Raw genomic sequence first — 15,916 nt, forward strand, 5'->3', positions numbered from 1 at the left:
TGCCCCCTTCCCTGCCTGAAGTTTGCAAGGAGCACCCCTGCACATTCAATTTAGCGCCATTGCTCCGCTTGTAGGAGCTTTTTTAATGGCAAAACTGCCCTAAAGCTCTGCATTTGAGCTTATTTTGTTCAAATGATGGCTAGAATATGATTGTCACTCTGGAGGCTTAAATGACTGTCAGAGATCCATTGACTGTCAAAGAGGTGCGAAAACTTTGTGAGTCGCGCTTACGCATCTAGCGGGATCAATCTACTCCTGATGATGATCTGCCGAATGTTCCTGAGTGTCCACTGACTAATCCGTCAATCCATCGACTTATTGACAATGTTTGATCTCGATCAGGAAGTGGCTAAAGCCCACCAGTCTGTAACCGAAATAGAGAGCCAGGCCAGGGCGATTGAGGCACGAATCAAGAAGATTGATGGGGCTGACAACCTGCTGCCCAAGAGGGCCTATGGCAAATCCATTGATACCGCTGCAATCGCCAGATCTTTAACCCTGCGTTCTTTGCTGGCAAAGAACGATCCCCAGCTCGCCAGTTACTTAGGTGTGGGCACCGATGCCCACATCAGAGCAGAAGAGGAAAAGGAAGCTCGCCGTCTGCGCGCACAGGCCCTGGGGATGAAGACTGAAAAGATTCGCGCTCAAAATCAGGCTGCTGCCCTTCATCGAGAGCGTGCTTCCCTTGCTGGGGTTAGTCCATTGACAGGCCGGAGGCTTGGACAATGAGAACTGCTAAGTGCCATCCTCAGCTCGGCTGGCTTCGGCTTGAGCCTTACGACTATTCACGCTCACTGGATCACCTTTTGGCGTGTAGGGACAGAGATTCTGATCTGACTCGTAGCGGGCCTAGCCCGGAGTACATCAGTTGGATGTGGTCGACGGAGCTGCCTGGGCTGATGCGGAAGGAGAAATACAGAGATCAAGTTCGTCAGCACTGTTCTGACCTTGCTCGTAAGTCCGAGGAGTTGGACATCGACATCCGTTCGATTGTCGGGTCGAAATTGGAGCAGCAGGCAAAAGCCGACGAGTTAAGAGCACAACTGACTGCGCTGTTGGATGAATGATCACTTCCGATGTTCAGCATGTCGCAACAGTTCTTGCGTCTACCCATCGCCAACATCCAGAGACCTTGCATTCTTTGGTGCCGATGTTCGGCGGACTGATCGTGATCACCAACCGCCAGCTCCTTTTGCACCTGCTGGATACGGAGACTGATTGGCCATGGCAAGAGCCACCGCAGCAGAGACCGCCGAACGGGTTGGTCAGCTCCAAAAACTGATCCTTGAAGGTCAAAACAGCGCGTCTTGTCTTGCCTTTGCGAGACAAACGTGGGGGCTCAGCCGAGCGCAGGGTTACAAGCTGATCAAGAGAGCGTGGGCTCAGATCAAAGACGACATCGAAGAGGCCGGCATAGATCGGCACGAAATGCTGGCTTGGTCAATCCAGAACTTGATGGCGGCGGCAGGCCAGGCAAAGCAGCAGAAGAACCCCGGCGCTTTGGTGAGCGCCATTCGCCAGCTTGATTGGATGTGCGGTCTTGGCGTCAACTCACATGCCGGGCATCGAGTCCACAGGCATTGAGTGTCGTAATAGATATTGCGCCTCTGGCAGACGAGATCGACATTTGATTAGTAATTAGGTTTTGACTGCTTTCGTCGATCGAATTGATAACTGAGTCGTCTCAGTTGGAGATGAAACAGTTGTCTGGTGTGTAGCCAAGGAGCAACATCGTTGAGATTCCCAATAGCCACCCAACGAATACCGCTCCCCAAATTAATTGGTCTGTGCTGAGATTTACGTTCCTCATAAGTGTTCCTCGATACATAGATTGTTGCATCTTGCACTTGCAATCATTGCTTGCTTCGTTTGGCGATGCTGTATCGATTGTATGTTTAATCAAAAATGGTTTAACCATCCAAAACTTTTCGTCATAGGCAGTCAGAACAAGGATTGCAGAAGCTGCGGCTGGTGGGACCCACAAGGTTGACCGACGTCTGAATCAGAATGACTCAATCAACCAAGTCACTATGGATAAGGCAATAGCAACTATCAAGAGCGTTGCTTTCTTCGGCTTCCGCTTCAAAGCCATTAGGTCAACCAGCTGTGAACAAGGTAAACAGCAGCAAAGAGGCCCACACAGCAATCAGCAGGGTCTTTCGATTGAGCTTCTGATCAGTATTGTCAGCTGGCATTGGAGGTGTTTGTAGAGCCTTCGTTAGGAATCCTGTGTATCACCAGTTGCTGCTGCAGAAGGTTCAGGAGCAGCACTTTCAACAATATGGAAGCGGTTAAGACCTCTAGAGGGATGTGAGTCAGGAGTTCAGAGCTGGCTCATGTGATTACGCCGGTTTTAGCACAATCGGTTTTGTCGGATCCTCGCTGAGTTTTGCGGTATCTGATTACACATCTATTAAGGTGTAAGGCCATAAGCCCTGTTTTTACGTTGTTGTCGAGGCTATATGTTGTGTGAGTTTGTGAGGGGGAGAACAGGTTCAGGACTTTCCCTTTGCTTTCTCCAACTGGCCGATGATGAAATGCCGGTACTGTGCGGCTAGATCTTGAAATCCCTGTTCAACCAAACCGGCAATCACGTCAACCGCATCGTCTTCATGCTCGGGAATCAGCATTACCCCACGTTTGCGGCCAAGGATCATCTCCTGAATGATCGTTTGCGTCTTGCGTGGTGTGCCTGAGGGCTCCTCAAGTACTTCCTGGGCAGGAATGAATCGCGCACGGTGCTGATCATCGGAATTGATCTGTGCAATGAAGCAATACTGAGCACCATTAATCTCGACCAATCCCCTGAATTCGGAGAGGTCTTCTGTGGCATCAACACAACAGAAGTTGTTGCTCTGGGATGGTGCTTTTCCATCAAAGCCACGAATTCTGGTGATAGTCGCTTTGGCACTGAAAGACTCCTGAGTCAGCCGGGTTACCAACGACTCACATATGGTTCGCTTATTCAAGACAAATTAGAGTCAAGCCATATTTGAGCTGCTTCAAGCGCTACTATTTGTAGCTGCTGATACTTTTTGAGTCCGTCTACTGACTTGACGCAATTTTGATTACGAAGAAAGGGCCAGGAGTATCAGTGCTATCCTGGCCTGAGGAGTTTTATGAACTGGCTGTAAGCGTCCAGATTTTTTTGTCAGTTATCCAATCTATTTGGTGAATAGCATTACCGAATGTCCAATGATACGACTCATAAAATCCTTCCCAGGATTGGCAATGAGGCTGAAAAATTTCTACTTTGTATATCCAAATTTCATACTCACAATCCCACGCACCGCAGATGTTTGCGTTTTTGTACTTCCAGCACCCTGCGCCAGAATAGTCCAACGCTATGTTTTGAGGTTTGCTTTCTGATTTAAAGCGTTTAAGTAATCCCCCGAGTAATTCATTGATCTTGTTTTGGATTAAATCTGTGTGTTCGGGGCTGTCTTTGTATAATTCATCTAAGTACGACGAAATTTCTTGGATAGTGCAATGGTGAAAAGACATAGTGTGATTGTTGGAAGGGTTTAGACGTTTTTACTGTCCCTACTGTCCCTACCTCTTTTCAATAAATAGAGAAGAGATAGGGAGTATGTAAGAGAGTGAACAAGTGGTGTTAGCGGGTCTGGACGGGATGGCCACTTGTCAATGGCGGGAAAAATGCGTTGACCCGTTGCCCGTCGATGCGTCTTCGCGCCTTGTGCCATCCCAGGTCTGCCATCAGCTCAGTAATGCGCTTCGCGTTTTGGCCGTTCTGGCGTTCAGCGCCAATGTCCAATTCGCGATAAACGTCCTGGAGCTCGATGTATGCAGCACCAGATCGCCTGAGCACGATGTCTCGGATCAACTCTTCCCAAGGGTCTGGCATGTCGTAACCCGCATTACGGGAAACGATTTCATCCAGCTCTGATTCAGTACTGAACCACTGGAAGCCATCTCGATAGGCAGCCAAGGCCCGGGCCCAGAACGCATCACGGCCAAGCCGAACACGTTCGTAGGGGAGCATCTCTTCACCGAGCGGAATCAAGCAGAAGCGTGTGCTGCCAGTTCGATCAACCAATGGCGATCGATTTGCTGTTCCCCAGAACACTGAGCGCCGTGGGATTCGTTCCGTGCCCTTGCCGTACTTTCGCCGACATAAGTCGGTTGTTCGGCTGATGAAGGCCTTGAGCCTTTCTGCACTGGTTTTGCGAGTGAAGCCATCAAATTCGGCAAACTCGACCCCCCAGCAGAGCGCCATCAGGGTTACATCGTCGACATCCATGCGAAAGCTAATTCCGTCGCCATACCACTGATCACTGAACAAGGCCCGTCCAAGTTGTGTCTTGCCGATGCCCTGGGCTCCCAGGAGAACTGGCACCTGCCGGACTAAGCAGCCTGGCTGAAACACCCTGGCAATCGCTGCCACAGCGAAACGCTGCATGAAGCGAGCGGTGATGGCGTCGTCGATGTTGAACAGCCACTGGTCCAAGCGTTCCCATTGCTCGTTTGGCAACGGTTTTGCTTTCAGGTTTCCGATGTAGATCTGCACCGGATCAAACGGAGTATCAGCGCCCAGGGTGATGAAGGTGTCTGCTGTAAGCCGCTTCGGCCAGTTCAACTCGCCACGACTTAGGTACAGATAAAGGTTTTCGACTTCGTCTGCAGTGAACTCTCGTCCTTTGCAGTGAATCCCCTGGCTCCTCACGTTGAGCATTGGGGTTTCCCCCAGCTCATCAGTCATCCGAGCCAATGCTTCGCCGGCCTTGACCGTTTTCTGTTTCCGCAACTCGTGTTGCGACACATCCAGTCGGAACAAGGCCGCTTCACCAACGGCAGTGGTTTTGTCGCCGGAGTAAATCCAGCTGTTCCCATTCCGTTCAATCTTTTCGCGTAGCTCCAGTTTTGGTGGAGCCCACCGCTTGCCTATGTGGCAAAGGATCGCCTGGCCATCGCTGCTGATACGACAGTCCGGTTCCTTCCGCCCGCAGATGGGACATGGGATGCAGTCTTCCCAACCATCGGCTCGTAGGCCATGAGTCTTTCTTGAGTTGGTAGGGGCCGGGGAGCTGCACTCGCTGATGGCCGTCTGGTACATCGCCCAAACTTCATCCGGCACTGGCTGGATGGTGTCGGGATTGCCCGTCAACCAGGAGTAATGACCTCCAGATTTGACGTGTTCGCCTGCCACAAGGACCTGGCCGCTGCCGAAGAAAAACTCCAGTTGCTCGCCGTCGGCAGTCTTTAAGACGGTTTTGCCAGTGCACTGACTCCACCGTTCTTGAGGCACGCGATAGACGGCCTTGAAGCGGCTTTGATTGTTATCACGGCCAATCGTCCAGGTCTTGCTGTTGTTGGCAAGGTGCCCGAAACGCTCTGCCGCAACGTGAATTGCGGAAGGGCCGTCAAAGTCCAGAACCAGTAGCCCCCCGGCGTCTGGCCCACACCTCATTCCGATGCAGCGAAGTCCGTCGAAGTTGAGAACCTGCTGAAGGCTGAACCATTGGTTCGGCCAATCGGTCACCATCGGTGCTTTGCAATCAGCCCCCCAGCCACAGGGGAGCAACGGCAACTCATCAAGCAGCCTGAATTCTTCCCGCCACCAAGCGGGGGTTTGTTGTGTCGCTGTCATAGGGGTGCTCCGATTCAGCGACGTGGCGAGCAGTCACGCGAGAAGGTTTCAACCTCTTCGCTCGGCTGGTGTTTGTAGTTCCACAGGCTCTGGATTGCCTGCTCTTTGTTCCATCGGATCTTGCGTGTGCCAAGTCCGACGTACTGCCAGTCCCGATGCTGTTTGAACGGGCCGTTCGGGTCCCGTCGCATCCGAAGAATGGTTTCTGGGCAAAGATCAGTCGCTTCAGCGAACTGTCTTGTTGACGCAATCGACATTGCGATAACTCGCACCCTTAGGTGCGGGGGGTGCCATCCCAGTTCTCGTGATGCAGAAGTTCGCGCTGGAGGGCTGCGTAAAAGTTCCGCAGCTTGTCCCGTCGCTTCTGATCGGGGTTGCCCTGCTCAAGGGTGCCGATGCGGAAGTCGGGGTCGTCCATACGGGCGCGCTTCTTGGTGAAGTAGCGGACTTGCCGCTCGGCGTACCGACGATCGACTCCCTTGGGAGTCAACATCTCGACGCGAGTGGGGATGGGCCGATCAGGACCTTGCATCCAACTTGGATGACGTTTTCGGTTCGATCCCTCGGCGCAGACGTGATGCTGCGTTCCCGACTTCACCTAGTTAACTTAACACCACTGATCGCGATCGTCAGGCAATCTCCCTACCGATGACACCAAATGTGGTGTCAGGGCAACGGGATCGTCTCCGCGTCTGACTCAAAGGCCCGAGCTTTGATCGCCTCTGTGATCTGCCGATAGCTGCGCTCATGCACCGCGAGTGAGTGCCCCATCGCATCCGCGATCACCGTCTTCTCCAGCCCCTCCCGATAGCAGCGAACTCCGAAGCCATCTCTCAGCGAATACACCCGAACCCAGTCCTTCGTCGGGAGCGCGGCGTATTTATCGATCAGCTCCTTCCACCGCTGCTGAACCGGCCCGGCTGGCTTCCCGTTGCGCTTCCTGTGGAGGTAGCGATTGCAGGCGTGACCGGTGAACTCCTTCAGGTCCGGCAGCTTCAACGTCCCCGCCTCCCACGCTTCCACCAGCGGCCACTGCACCGGCTTGTCGTGCTCCGATCGCCGGAAGTGCATTGGGCGGAGATACCGCGGCTCGGTGTCCTCCTGGCCGCCGACCTTCTCGTAGGAGCAATAGAAGACCCTCTCGCCGGTCTTGCTCGTCGGGTCCGGCTCCACTGTTAGGTGCTGGATCTCGACTGGACGTAATCCGTATTGCGCCAGCAGTCGGAACAGGTTTGCCCAGGCCGGGTTCTCCTGTTGCACCAGATCGATGAAGTCCAGGATCTCGGCGTCCTCCAGCACGGCCTTCTTCCGTTTCCTTGTCCGCTTGGGGCACAGCTCGTCACGGTCGGCCTGGGTGATGAGCCAGGAGCGCGGGACCTTGTATCGGCGGACCGCGAACTCCATGAACCGGGCCAGATACCGGCCACATTCCTTCTGGACTGTTGGGGCATGGGCCCAGTTCTTCAGCACGGCCTTGAGCAGCTCGTAGCCATCGGCAGGTTTATTGCGCCGGCCCAGCACCCTCACCGCTTCATTGAGGATCGGCTCCCAGTTGGTTTTCCAGGTCTGCGGCTTGATCTGCTTGCCGAACTCAATTTTCGATTCCTTCATGGCCGCGGCAATGCCGGCCCAGGTGACCTCATCCCCCCTTTCGGGGGGAACGTCGCTGCTGCCCTTCACCTCCGCCAGGCATTCCTTCAGCGTCCGCTGCCCTTCGGCTGCGCTCCAGACCTTGTAGAGCCGGCGTGACCAGTTGATCGCCGCCTCCTCGTCCTCCTCCCGATAACGGAGCTTGGGGAGGTTCACCTGCTCCCGCGCTTGGCCGGCTACCCGGTATCGGATGCAGACGTATCCCTTGTCGTTGGTGATGCTCCAGCCGGGCCACTTGCTGCTGATCGACACCAGCCGCATCTCCCACACGGGCATCTCGCTGAGATTGCGACGCGGCACGCTCTTCCGACAAATTTCCGACAAACAAGTCTTGTTTGGTTGTCGACGGTCGTCAAGGGTTGCCTACGGGATTAGGCTGTGACTGGCTTTTCTCCGAGAAGCCCTGAAACCAATGTTGTCGTAATCAGGCGAGTCATGCCTATCACCCAAATGACTCATGGGGCCTGGAAGGGCCCTTAACCATTTCACTGCAGGCGATCTCGGCAAACCTGGTTTTCGGGATAAATCAGCTTCGGGATAAATCTCGGGATAAATCGCTCGGAGCGGCTCTGTGCAGTCGACAGGCGCTGATGAGACCCCTAAGTTCTTAGTGCGAGGTCGGAGCCGTCCGATCTTGAAAGCAGCGCAGACCAGGTCCCAACGACCCTGCGTTAGTCAAATGAGAGGTAGCCCTGTCAGCGGTTCTCTCGGCTTGGTTGGGCAAGTGTTTCTGACAGGTCGCAATCGGTGGAGTAAAGCAGCAAGCCGCAAGCGGAAACAGCTACAGGACGGCGAAGACGAAGGGATGGCTTAGCGGACGGCCTGACCTGAAGCTCGCTCAGCACAGAGATGCTGTGACCGCAACCAACGCTGCCGTGACCCAATGGGTCTCCACCCAGGAGTGCGCTGACGCTCTTGGCATTCATCCACAAACGCTGCGAAAGCTCCGGCGTCATCGGATCCCGCTTTTCAAGGAAGGCCGCGACTACCGATGGGTTGGCCTCAGTACCAGCAGCACCCTTCAGTGGCATGTCCACAGTGCGAGCCAGGCGTTCACCGATTTCCGTTTGATGCCTGCTGAGGCGGTTGAGACCTACAGCCGTGGGAGCAGAGCCCATGCCTGAACAACTCATGTCCGAGCTTGATGTGATCGAGTTGCCGGATGGCACCAGTCACAAGGTCAAAGGTGATGTCATCTCCGTTTTGATTCCGAGGAAGGATCGGAAGTGCTGGGTGGTACTTCATCTCCAAATCAGCAGAGACAACACGCTTCACTGCCACCTGCGTGGCGGCCACTGGGACTCAATGGCTCACAACTGCGATCCAGACAGAACATTCGATCTGGATTTTTACAACGCACTTGAATCTGAAATCAGAGAAGACATGGAGGCCAGTGATGTCCGCTGATCTCTACACCCGCCCGCTTCGTGCTTCGGTGCGTGAGCTTCTACAGGAAGACAACATCGACATCGCTGAAGCTCTTTATTCCGACTGCGATTATCCAACAGCACTCAGCAATCTTGCTGAAGTTCGTGTAGCTGCGCAGAAGGTGGTATTTGAAGCTGATGCGTTGATGTGCGCAGTGCTTGTTAAGGCGATAGGAGAAGACGATTGAATCATCATATGGGCGGGTAATTCTCGCCCATTGTTGACACTTTTAGTTCATCTCTCAAAATGGACTCATAAGATAAATTGGATCTTATGAAATTCAAGCCGCGTTGCAAGTATCCGCACATTGCTGCGACATACCTAAGCGATGAACTGCTCAATGAAGTCAACAAATTTTGCGTCGACAACGAATGCAGCAAATCAGAAGGAATTCGCCTCCTGATGCAGAACGGCCTTGCCGCAATGCTTCTGGACGAGGCATAAAAAAACCACCGTGCCAGCGGTGGCTCAAAAATCAGGTTCCCATGAAGTCTACTTTGAAAAGACCATCATTCCCAGATGACTGGGAACAGGAGCCAGCGTCTCCGTTGGTCCTTGATCAGGTACTGAGTCCCGAGTGGCAAGACCTTGCTTTGCTAATGGCCTGCAGGGAAATTGCCAAGATGAATCGGCTGACATTGGAAGAACAGCTTCATTGCTGGAGGCCTTTTGATGTCTAAACCGGATGAGAACAAGGATGCCTGGGAACGACTAGTTGTTCTTAAGGAGTTGGATCGCGATTCAAGCTTTAAGCCAGGCTATGACTACAAGACAGATCTCAAGCTCGCACTCAGAAAGCGTGATGAGCCCGTTACTACGGTCACGAATAGATCCGCAAAAAATACCAAGCCGCTGGTTCTTAGCACTGCAGAATATATTGAGGAATTAAGTAAGAAGGCCGACATAATCGTTGCCGACACCAGCATCCCAACGACACACCGGCTCATCCATCTCCGCAACGTAGCGACCGGCTTCCCAACGAGCTTTAAGGATGCGGAGTTACAGAGATTGCTTTGGGATGCAAGGCGTAGACTGGCTCCAGGTGCAAAGCCAATAGGCCAAGGCGGGAAATTATCAAGACGTCAAGCTCCCTGGTTGTGGGATGGCATCCTTATCAAATCAACGACCAACTTGGTTGTTGCATTACCAAAGGTCGGCAAAAGCCGTCTGATAAGCCAGGTTATTGGCAGGCTTGCCAAAGGTGAAGATGAGTTTCTTGGTCGCAAGCTCTTTGGTCCCTGCCCACCAGTCTTGATAGTTGGGACTGATCAACCAGAGCCAGATTGGGCAGAGTGTCTGGGTTTAGCCGGTCTTTTAGATGCCGATGGCGCAATGCACTCTTGCATCAAAGAGCTGTATCACACCGGTTGTCCTCTTCATTTAGATGAGGATGGTATTGACCGGATAACTGAGCTATGTCGGCAGTATCCAGGAATGCTTATCCTGGTTGATAGCTATGCAAAATGTACGAATAATTTGGGAATTGTGGAGTCAGATTCGCAATACGCTGGCCCGCTTATGGATTTGCAGGAAGCGACTGCGCCATATGGTGCGACCTTGGTCGTGATTCATCACAGCAACCGAAATTCAGCAGGCGGTCGTGCTTCGATGTCCTCTCGTGGAACAACTGCATTACCTGCAGCAGTTTCACAAACGATCAGCTTGACCTGGGCCAACGCAGATGATGCAAACCCGTTAGCTAAGCGTGATGGCCGCGTCAAACTCAACACCGAAGGACGTGGTGGCAAACCACAGGATCTTCTAATTGAGCAGATTGAGGACGGTCACGACTGGCTCCTCCACGGAACTGGTGAGGAAATTGCAGTACAGAGTGCGCTTGAGAAGCTGATAGAGGCTTTGACAGATCGCCAATATGCTGCGCTTAGAGATATGGCTCATCACTACAACGCCACTGGTTGTGGAATGGATGCTCGGCATCTTGCAGATGCCCTTGATCTGTCACCACACGGCAGAGTAAAGGCGCAAGAAGTACTGGATTCGCTCAACAGGAAGAAGTTAATTGAGCCTGCCGGCAACCGGCCTGCGTTGGGATCTGACGGTGGCAAACCTGCAAATCTCTATCGGCCAGTTGACGCAGTCCTTCCCTTGTTTGCATTATCAGCTTCTATACCTTTCAAACCTTCTATTGATAACGTAACGGTTACGAAAACAAAAGAAGGTATAGAGGATATGAAAGGTGATTCTTTATACAAGGAAATGATGCTCACTTGTGAATGCTGTGGCAAGGAGTTTGCTGCCAACAAAAAAGGAACGGCCAAGAAATACTGTTCGGAGACCTGCAGGGTTCGTGCGTATCGCGATCGCAAATCTCGCAATGCTGCTTAGACCTGTGCAGCAAGCACCAGCGTCTTCGGGATGCGCCTCAGCCCACCGGCAACGTATGCCTCCCAGCAAGTGGCCGTGGCAGATCCGGTGCGCTGAAAGTTTTCTCAGCGAAAACTTCCACAAAGTCAACTTTACGAGAGATACCTCCTAGAGGGCAGGCCAAAGCACGAAACGGCCTGTGTGTACCTTCAACGATGAGATTTCCAAGCGATTGGGCATTGGTGATGTGGATCGTCATGGGTAAAACCTTATTTCCTTTGGTCTAAGCCTGCTCATTCGGAGGATGTCGTACCACATCTCACCAAACAAAAGTTTTCAGCCACATCAACGTAACGTGTAATTTTCCTCTAACGGCTTAGGTGATGTAAAACAGTCACGCCAAACAGCAATGTACGCTTTCCATTGCTACTAATCTACGGATATCCCGCGCCAGACTGACGTCATGAAATTTCTCGTCTTGCCCTTCTCAATGCTGTTCATGGCAGAACCTGCGCTCTCTTCCAGCGACAAGCAAGTCTTCCTGTCAATGCAGAAGTTTGAGCAGGTGGCTGACAGGGCACATGCCTTCTGCGCGAGCGTTGACCTTGAGTTCTCTCAAAAGTTCTATGACTGCATGGACAAGAAGATGCATGGAATTTATATCGACAGCAGCACGGTTAGATCACGTAATTAAGACGAATACGGGTCCTTCTTGTGTAGTACAGCGTAGGTTTCTTCAGATCGCCTTCATTATTTAGCGCCAGATAAGTTGGGCCTAAATTGCTTAGCACTATCTATTAGCGAAACTAATCAAATTAGTGGTCATTAGAAGGCGATAGCACGGTGGACTGGTCTGCACACTGTTCTCCCGTACGGCTTTCCAGTACTGCCTTACCTACGCACTGCTCAGGACATCTTCGCGAAAAGCTTTTTGTCGTTCGACCACATCCTGACACCGGATTACAGGAGTGAAGTCCATCTCAATGCCGAATTGAGGACGCCATGGCGCGAAGGCTTCAAAGATCTGAGCATCACTCTCTGCCTTAAACAAAATTGTTACTCGGCCTGCGCAAGGTGCGTGGACGCGGAACAACATTTCAAAGCCATCAAAGTTGTCTAGCTTCGCTATTTCTCCTGAATCCCACAGCTCACAGAAGCATTTGTAAGCAGCCAGTTGACCTTCAATCTCAGGAAAAACGCAATCCGCGAGATACATCTGCATGGGAAGTACGAAGAAGGAGTCAGCCATTTGATAGGCATCCCAAGGTTTTGCCACTGTTCAGTTGATTAGATCGTGACAATGGAATGTCAGCGCCGGAACGGCTTATGCGAGTGGCTCCCACGGAAGTGAGCTTCAAATTGCCTGTGCAGCTGCGGCTACAACGACATCATGTGCCGACTATTGATGCGGGCTTACTCACATTGATGGAACAAACAGACCTGCTGAGCCATGACAGGGGGGTTAAGCATTAAAACCATGGCTCGCTTACTTCAATTTGTTCAGAAGTCGAAGAAAGCTGATTTGGCAGCTTCAACTGCTGTCGTCTTTGCTTGCATCACAGCTCTCGCCCTATGGGGTGTTTCGAATGCTTATCCAGCACTTTGAATGACAAGCTGATCGAGGCTCACCTAAGGGTCTGAACGAAAGCTAGGACCATCGCTGCGGTGACTACAGTTTACTGTAAAACTGGCTGTTTTATAATACTCTTAAAAGCCAAGCTGTATGTATCCCAAATACGCGTTTTAGTGCCCAAACGTCAGCTTCCTATTCAGGCTGACCTGATCGTGAATCGCCTTCCACAAGATCTTATTATTTAGAATGTGCAGAAGGGACTAGTCTGCATATCCCACAATGCATCAAGCCCGCAATCAAAGCTATTCTCGGGATCAAACAATCTAGAATAACTTTGCCCGCGATATCCATAGTTATAATCGCCATAGCTGGTACTAGAAGAATCAGATGACGTAGATTCATCTGAACCTTGATATGATTCTCCTAAATCTCTATCACTGGAATTAGAAAATAGGAAGTCACTTGAATCAATATTTGACAAATTGCTAAGACGAGCAATTACGCCACCTTTCTTTCCAAACCCTTTGCCAGCTCCATTGCGATTCCTATAGAGAAAACCCTTCTTTTGATCAAAAATTAAATCAACATCATGTGTTGAATGAACCTTTCTTGCGTCTTTTCTGTTTTTAGCAAAGTGAATTGTTGTATCACCATCAAAGCTATAACTGATTAATTCAATTTTATTCGTACCCTTCGAAAAGAGTGACAGATTATATTCTAAATATTTAGCTTTTTTGTTGCGACCTTGAAGAAAGATCTGGAAATTGTCGTCATTGTTGAGTGAAGGTTCTTTCATGAGAATGCAATACCTAACATTATAATGGCTAAGTACCGTCAAAAATGTGGATCTAGAACGCAAGTCGTTCAGAGACGCGCCCGATACCGATACCGATGCCGAACATCCTTGATCACGTCTCACTAGCACCAGTCCTTGAAGTAGACGCCTGGCCACGCTCAGCATCACGCAAGGAATGGTTCGCCATCACAAGGGGCATCATTCAAGACACCATCGCTGACATGAACCTCGATGCTGCTGCGGAAGCAGAAGTGATCGAAGCCTTCACTGGTGCAGAGCTGTTGTGAATGATCAGGAGCTGACTAACTAATGGTCGTGCAGCAGCAGCTCAAGCTCTCCATAGAAGAGAGCCATAGCGCCAACGATGGCAACGCACAGGGTGGTGGTGAGAAGCAGTTCGTTGAGCATCTTTTCCTCCTTGTCGCTGTCCTTGGTCTAAGACAAATAGTCAGCAATTGTAGCTATTGTTACAAGTCAGAATGGAGTGAAAACCGGCCAGCAAGACCGATAGGCTCAAATCCGTCGCAGCGCAGTCAACCTCAGCGATTTGCACCCCTACAAGCGCCGGGTAACATCAGCCACCTGACCAGACAAATGCTTCAAGCCGCACCAAAATCAACTGCGATCCTCCACCAATCTTTTACGTGATCTGAATAAACCGTCACGCCAAACAGCAAGGGCACTCAGAGGCTTGAGTAGTTTCGTCAGCACGATTGTGGATACAGGAATCATTGATCGTCGCTCCACAACCTGGACGCGGCAAAACGCCAAGCGACGATTGAACTTGCAGAGGCACCGAAAGCAAGAAATGCGATCAGCATCTGGGAAGTATTCATGGGTAATCTGAAGATGAAGCTTTTTTAGCTACTCACTAACGACTGGCGCTGTTGTTACAAACTAGGAGCAGCAACCACTGGTTACGAAACTCCCGTGTCATCACCACTAAGTAGCTGACCCAATAAATCTCTTCTTAACACCATGGCAATCACTACACGCCAACAACGCCAGCAACGTCGTAACGAGGCTCTACAGCTGATCAGCAGTGGTGTTCCACCAACTGATGCTGCGTCTCAGCTGACTGTGAAGTGGGGGTGCAGCAGGCGAACGAGTCTGCGTGACATAGAAATTGCGCAGAGTGACCTAGCGAACGCCTTGGACTCGGTTGAGCTTCAGCAGATGGTGGGTTGGCTAGCGACGAAATATCAACGGCTAGCCGCGAAAGCCGAACGCGATGGTCAGCAAGCCTCAGCTGTTGGTGCGCTGAACGCGTTGCGAGCAATGGTTGTGCAACCGCAACTGGATGCGCAGTTTGCATCTCACTTCCGTGGCCGGTTTACGCACCATTCCTACCGGCGGTGACATGGCAATGTTCGGGGCTTGCTCAATGCCCCATGGATCACAAGGATTTTTGCCTCACCTGTCTGGTTACGTTGGCGGCCATCAACACGTTGCTGAATGTGCGCGCTCTTCGAAGACGCTGAGCAGCGGCAAAGGAGCAAAGGCCCGTGTGCCAGTCCCACTCCGATCTCATTAGCTGGCTGAGTCTCAAGATTGCAGGACTCCATTTGGACGCGGCGAAGGCTGTCTCGTCGCGACCCATTCCCATCTCAGCAGTGGGGATAACAAGCCGCACGGCCCGAGTCTCACCGGATCAGTTGAACTGTCCTGCGTCACTGTGTTTGTGGCCGTTACGCAGCACTGTCTCCCATCAGTTCTGAGACGCTGGGCATCGGGTCTGGCTTGCCATCGGCAATGGCTCGAGCGCGGAGGTAGAACCAACTTTCCGTGTCGCCCTTGGCTTCCATGCTTTCGGCGATGGTCTGCCAGTTGTTGATTTCGGCTTGGTCCATAGGGGGTGTGTCTTTGAAAAGATCCCCGGGCTCTTACCCCCGGGACTGTTGTCCGTCTTCTCGCAGCTCCGTAAGAGACGGCAGAAAACTAAAAACCTTGATCTGGACCTGTCGGTTCGGATGACCGACGCCAAGCCTTGTCGTTGCATTTCCTGCTACAGAAAATCTTTGGCCGCCCAAGCTTTTTGGCCTCACTTAGCACGCCGCACTCATCGCACAGCTTCATGCCATTCACCAATTGCCGAGGCTATCGACACAAATGGCACCAATACCGACGTTGAGGCAACTTAAGACCCTTGCATGGAACGCCCAAAGTGGTCGACGCCTAGCCCTTAGGAGTGACCTGCTTCTAGGACCAACACTTGAGCCATTCTCTTTTCCTCAGCAGTGAGAAAATCGGCCCACATGCCAATGAGGAAGCTGAGAGTCGCTAAGGCCTGTATCTGCTCTTTCGAGCCAGGGTGGGTGTATTTGAAGTCCATAAACATGCGGTCAGCGGCTGATCGCTGTTCTTGGCATCGGGCATCAATAGACATGGGCAGGCCTTGACTCATGCCATTACTTTACAAGTATTCGTTACATTACGTAATGGACTTGGGGTAGGTGAGGAATTCCTGGCAAAAGTTGCAGCCCAAGCCGTTGCGGAGGCAACATACTTATGTAGCTACCGCTACCAAGCGTTCACC

Annotated in this window: 17 protein-coding genes; 10 read left to right on the forward strand and 7 right to left on the reverse strand. The window is 51.8% G+C overall.

Going from position 1 to position 15,916, the window contains the following annotated elements; translation table 11 throughout:
- The first annotated feature begins 324 nt into the window (after nucleotides 1–324).
- The 3 genes from SynA1528_RS01955 (at nucleotide 325) to SynA1528_RS01965 (ending at nucleotide 1,584) form a co-directional block, all read left to right on the forward strand.
- Entirely contained in the window at nucleotides 325–729 is a 405-nt protein-coding gene (locus tag SynA1528_RS01955) for a hypothetical protein (RefSeq protein ID WP_186587458.1), read from the forward strand.
- A gap of 170 nt (nucleotides 730–899) precedes the next feature.
- On the forward strand, nucleotides 900–1,067 hold the full coding sequence (locus SynA1528_RS01960; protein WP_186587459.1) for a hypothetical protein: 168 nt from the start codon (nucleotides 900–902) through the stop codon (nucleotides 1,065–1,067).
- A gap of 157 nt (nucleotides 1,068–1,224) precedes the next feature.
- The gene (locus tag SynA1528_RS01965) at nucleotides 1,225–1,584 is read left to right on the forward strand and encodes a hypothetical protein (RefSeq protein WP_186587460.1); all 360 of its coding nucleotides are present in this window, start codon (nucleotides 1,225–1,227) and stop codon (nucleotides 1,582–1,584) included.
- A 911-nt stretch (nucleotides 1,585–2,495) separates the two neighbouring features.
- Here the strand turns inward: SynA1528_RS01965 and SynA1528_RS01970 are convergent.
- From SynA1528_RS01970 to SynA1528_RS01985, 4 genes are all read right to left on the reverse strand, one after another.
- Nucleotides 2,496–2,942, reverse strand: a complete 447-nt coding sequence (locus SynA1528_RS01970; protein WP_186587461.1) for a hypothetical protein — start codon at nucleotides 2,940–2,942, stop codon at nucleotides 2,496–2,498.
- Between the two features lie 671 nt (nucleotides 2,943–3,613).
- Nucleotides 3,614–5,503, reverse strand: coding sequence for a VapE domain-containing protein (locus tag SynA1528_RS01975; RefSeq protein WP_502707716.1), 1,890 nt, complete (start codon nucleotides 5,501–5,503; stop codon nucleotides 3,614–3,616).
- A 379-nt stretch (nucleotides 5,504–5,882) separates the two neighbouring features.
- Nucleotides 5,883–6,140: a hypothetical protein gene (locus tag SynA1528_RS01980; protein ID WP_186587463.1), complete on the reverse strand. Its 258-nt coding sequence runs from the start codon at nucleotides 6,138–6,140 to the stop codon at nucleotides 5,883–5,885.
- Between the two features lie 134 nt (nucleotides 6,141–6,274).
- Entirely contained in the window at nucleotides 6,275–7,558 is a 1,284-nt protein-coding gene (locus SynA1528_RS01985) for a site-specific integrase (RefSeq protein ID WP_186587464.1), read from the reverse strand.
- A 554-nt stretch (nucleotides 7,559–8,112) separates the two neighbouring features.
- Between SynA1528_RS01985 and SynA1528_RS01990 the strand changes: the two genes are divergently transcribed.
- The 5 genes from SynA1528_RS01990 (at nucleotide 8,113) to SynA1528_RS02010 (ending at nucleotide 11,705) form a co-directional block, all read left to right on the forward strand.
- Entirely contained in the window at nucleotides 8,113–8,382 is a 270-nt protein-coding gene (locus tag SynA1528_RS01990; RefSeq protein ID WP_186587465.1) for a helix-turn-helix domain-containing protein, read from the forward strand.
- Nucleotides 8,375–8,665, forward strand: a complete 291-nt coding sequence (locus SynA1528_RS01995) for a hypothetical protein (protein ID WP_186587466.1) — start codon at nucleotides 8,375–8,377, stop codon at nucleotides 8,663–8,665. The genes SynA1528_RS01990 and SynA1528_RS01995 overlap by 8 nt, the downstream gene beginning before the upstream one ends.
- Nucleotides 8,655–8,873, forward strand: coding sequence for a hypothetical protein (locus tag SynA1528_RS02000; RefSeq protein ID WP_186587467.1), 219 nt, complete (start codon nucleotides 8,655–8,657; stop codon nucleotides 8,871–8,873). The genes SynA1528_RS01995 and SynA1528_RS02000 overlap by 11 nt, the downstream gene beginning before the upstream one ends.
- Before the next feature lie 485 nt (nucleotides 8,874–9,358).
- Nucleotides 9,359–11,032 (forward strand): AAA family ATPase, encoded by a 1,674-nt coding sequence (locus SynA1528_RS02005; RefSeq protein WP_186587468.1) that lies wholly within the window; start codon nucleotides 9,359–9,361, stop codon nucleotides 11,030–11,032.
- Nucleotides 11,033–11,474: 442 nt separating this feature from the next.
- The gene (locus SynA1528_RS02010) at nucleotides 11,475–11,705 is read left to right on the forward strand and encodes a hypothetical protein (protein WP_186587469.1); all 231 of its coding nucleotides are present in this window, start codon (nucleotides 11,475–11,477) and stop codon (nucleotides 11,703–11,705) included.
- A 201-nt stretch (nucleotides 11,706–11,906) separates the two neighbouring features.
- Here the strand turns inward: SynA1528_RS02010 and SynA1528_RS02015 are convergent, their stop codons facing one another.
- Both SynA1528_RS02015 and SynA1528_RS02020 read right to left on the reverse strand, forming a co-directional pair.
- Nucleotides 11,907–12,233, reverse strand: coding sequence for a DUF3303 domain-containing protein (locus SynA1528_RS02015; RefSeq protein WP_186588225.1), 327 nt, complete (start codon nucleotides 12,231–12,233; stop codon nucleotides 11,907–11,909).
- 592 nt (nucleotides 12,234–12,825) lie between these two features.
- A complete protein-coding gene (locus tag SynA1528_RS02020; protein ID WP_186587470.1) occupies nucleotides 12,826–13,380 on the reverse strand; it encodes a hypothetical protein in 555 nt (184 codons plus the stop codon).
- 95 nt (nucleotides 13,381–13,475) lie between these two features.
- Between SynA1528_RS02020 and SynA1528_RS02025 the strand changes: the two genes are divergently transcribed.
- Together SynA1528_RS02025 and SynA1528_RS02030 are read left to right on the forward strand one after the other, a co-directional pair.
- Nucleotides 13,476–13,667: a hypothetical protein gene (locus tag SynA1528_RS02025; protein ID WP_286187858.1), complete on the forward strand. Its 192-nt coding sequence runs from the start codon at nucleotides 13,476–13,478 to the stop codon at nucleotides 13,665–13,667.
- Between the two features lie 28 nt (nucleotides 13,668–13,695).
- Nucleotides 13,696–14,028 carry a hypothetical protein gene (locus SynA1528_RS02030; protein ID WP_186587471.1) on the forward strand — a complete coding sequence of 111 codons (333 nt, stop codon included), beginning with the start codon at nucleotides 13,696–13,698 and terminating at the stop codon, nucleotides 14,026–14,028.
- 1,040 nt (nucleotides 14,029–15,068) lie between these two features.
- Here the strand turns inward: SynA1528_RS02030 and SynA1528_RS02035 are convergent.
- Nucleotides 15,069–15,230 carry a hypothetical protein gene (locus SynA1528_RS02035; RefSeq protein ID WP_173358483.1) on the reverse strand — a complete coding sequence of 54 codons (162 nt, stop codon included), beginning with the start codon at nucleotides 15,228–15,230 and terminating at the stop codon, nucleotides 15,069–15,071.
- Nucleotides 15,231–15,916 lie beyond the last annotated feature (686 nt).

Origin of the sequence: Synechococcus sp. A15-28, assembly GCF_014280175.1 — a bacterium.
Lineage (GTDB): Bacteria > Cyanobacteriota > Cyanobacteriia > PCC-6307 > Cyanobiaceae > Parasynechococcus.

Coding starts and splice junctions, on each gene's coding strand:
- SynA1528_RS02010 (WP_186587469.1), top strand. CDS start 11,475: ATGAAATTTCTCGTCTTGCCCTTCTCAATGCTGTTCATGGCAGAACCT.
- SynA1528_RS02035 (WP_173358483.1), bottom strand. CDS start 15,230: ATGGACCAAGCCGAAATCAACAACTGGCAGACCATCGCCGAAAGCATG.
- SynA1528_RS01975 (WP_502707716.1), bottom strand. CDS start 5,503: ATGGTGACCGATTGGCCGAACCAATGGTTCAGCCTTCAGCAGGTTCTC.
- SynA1528_RS02000 (WP_186587467.1), top strand. CDS start 8,655: ATGTCCGCTGATCTCTACACCCGCCCGCTTCGTGCTTCGGTGCGTGAG.
- SynA1528_RS01980 (WP_186587463.1), bottom strand. CDS start 6,140: ATGCAAGGTCCTGATCGGCCCATCCCCACTCGCGTCGAGATGTTGACT.
- SynA1528_RS01955 (WP_186587458.1), top strand. CDS start 325: ATGTTTGATCTCGATCAGGAAGTGGCTAAAGCCCACCAGTCTGTAACC.
- SynA1528_RS02020 (WP_186587470.1), bottom strand. CDS start 13,380: ATGAAAGAACCTTCACTCAACAATGACGACAATTTCCAGATCTTTCTT.
- SynA1528_RS01960 (WP_186587459.1), top strand. CDS start 900: ATGCGGAAGGAGAAATACAGAGATCAAGTTCGTCAGCACTGTTCTGAC.
- SynA1528_RS01965 (WP_186587460.1), top strand. CDS start 1,225: ATGGCAAGAGCCACCGCAGCAGAGACCGCCGAACGGGTTGGTCAGCTC.
- SynA1528_RS02025 (WP_286187858.1), top strand. CDS start 13,476: ATGCCGAACATCCTTGATCACGTCTCACTAGCACCAGTCCTTGAAGTA.
- SynA1528_RS02005 (WP_186587468.1), top strand. CDS start 9,359: ATGTCTAAACCGGATGAGAACAAGGATGCCTGGGAACGACTAGTTGTT.
- SynA1528_RS01995 (WP_186587466.1), top strand. CDS start 8,375: ATGCCTGAACAACTCATGTCCGAGCTTGATGTGATCGAGTTGCCGGAT.
- SynA1528_RS02015 (WP_186588225.1), bottom strand. CDS start 12,233: ATGCAGATGTATCTCGCGGATTGCGTTTTTCCTGAGATTGAAGGTCAA.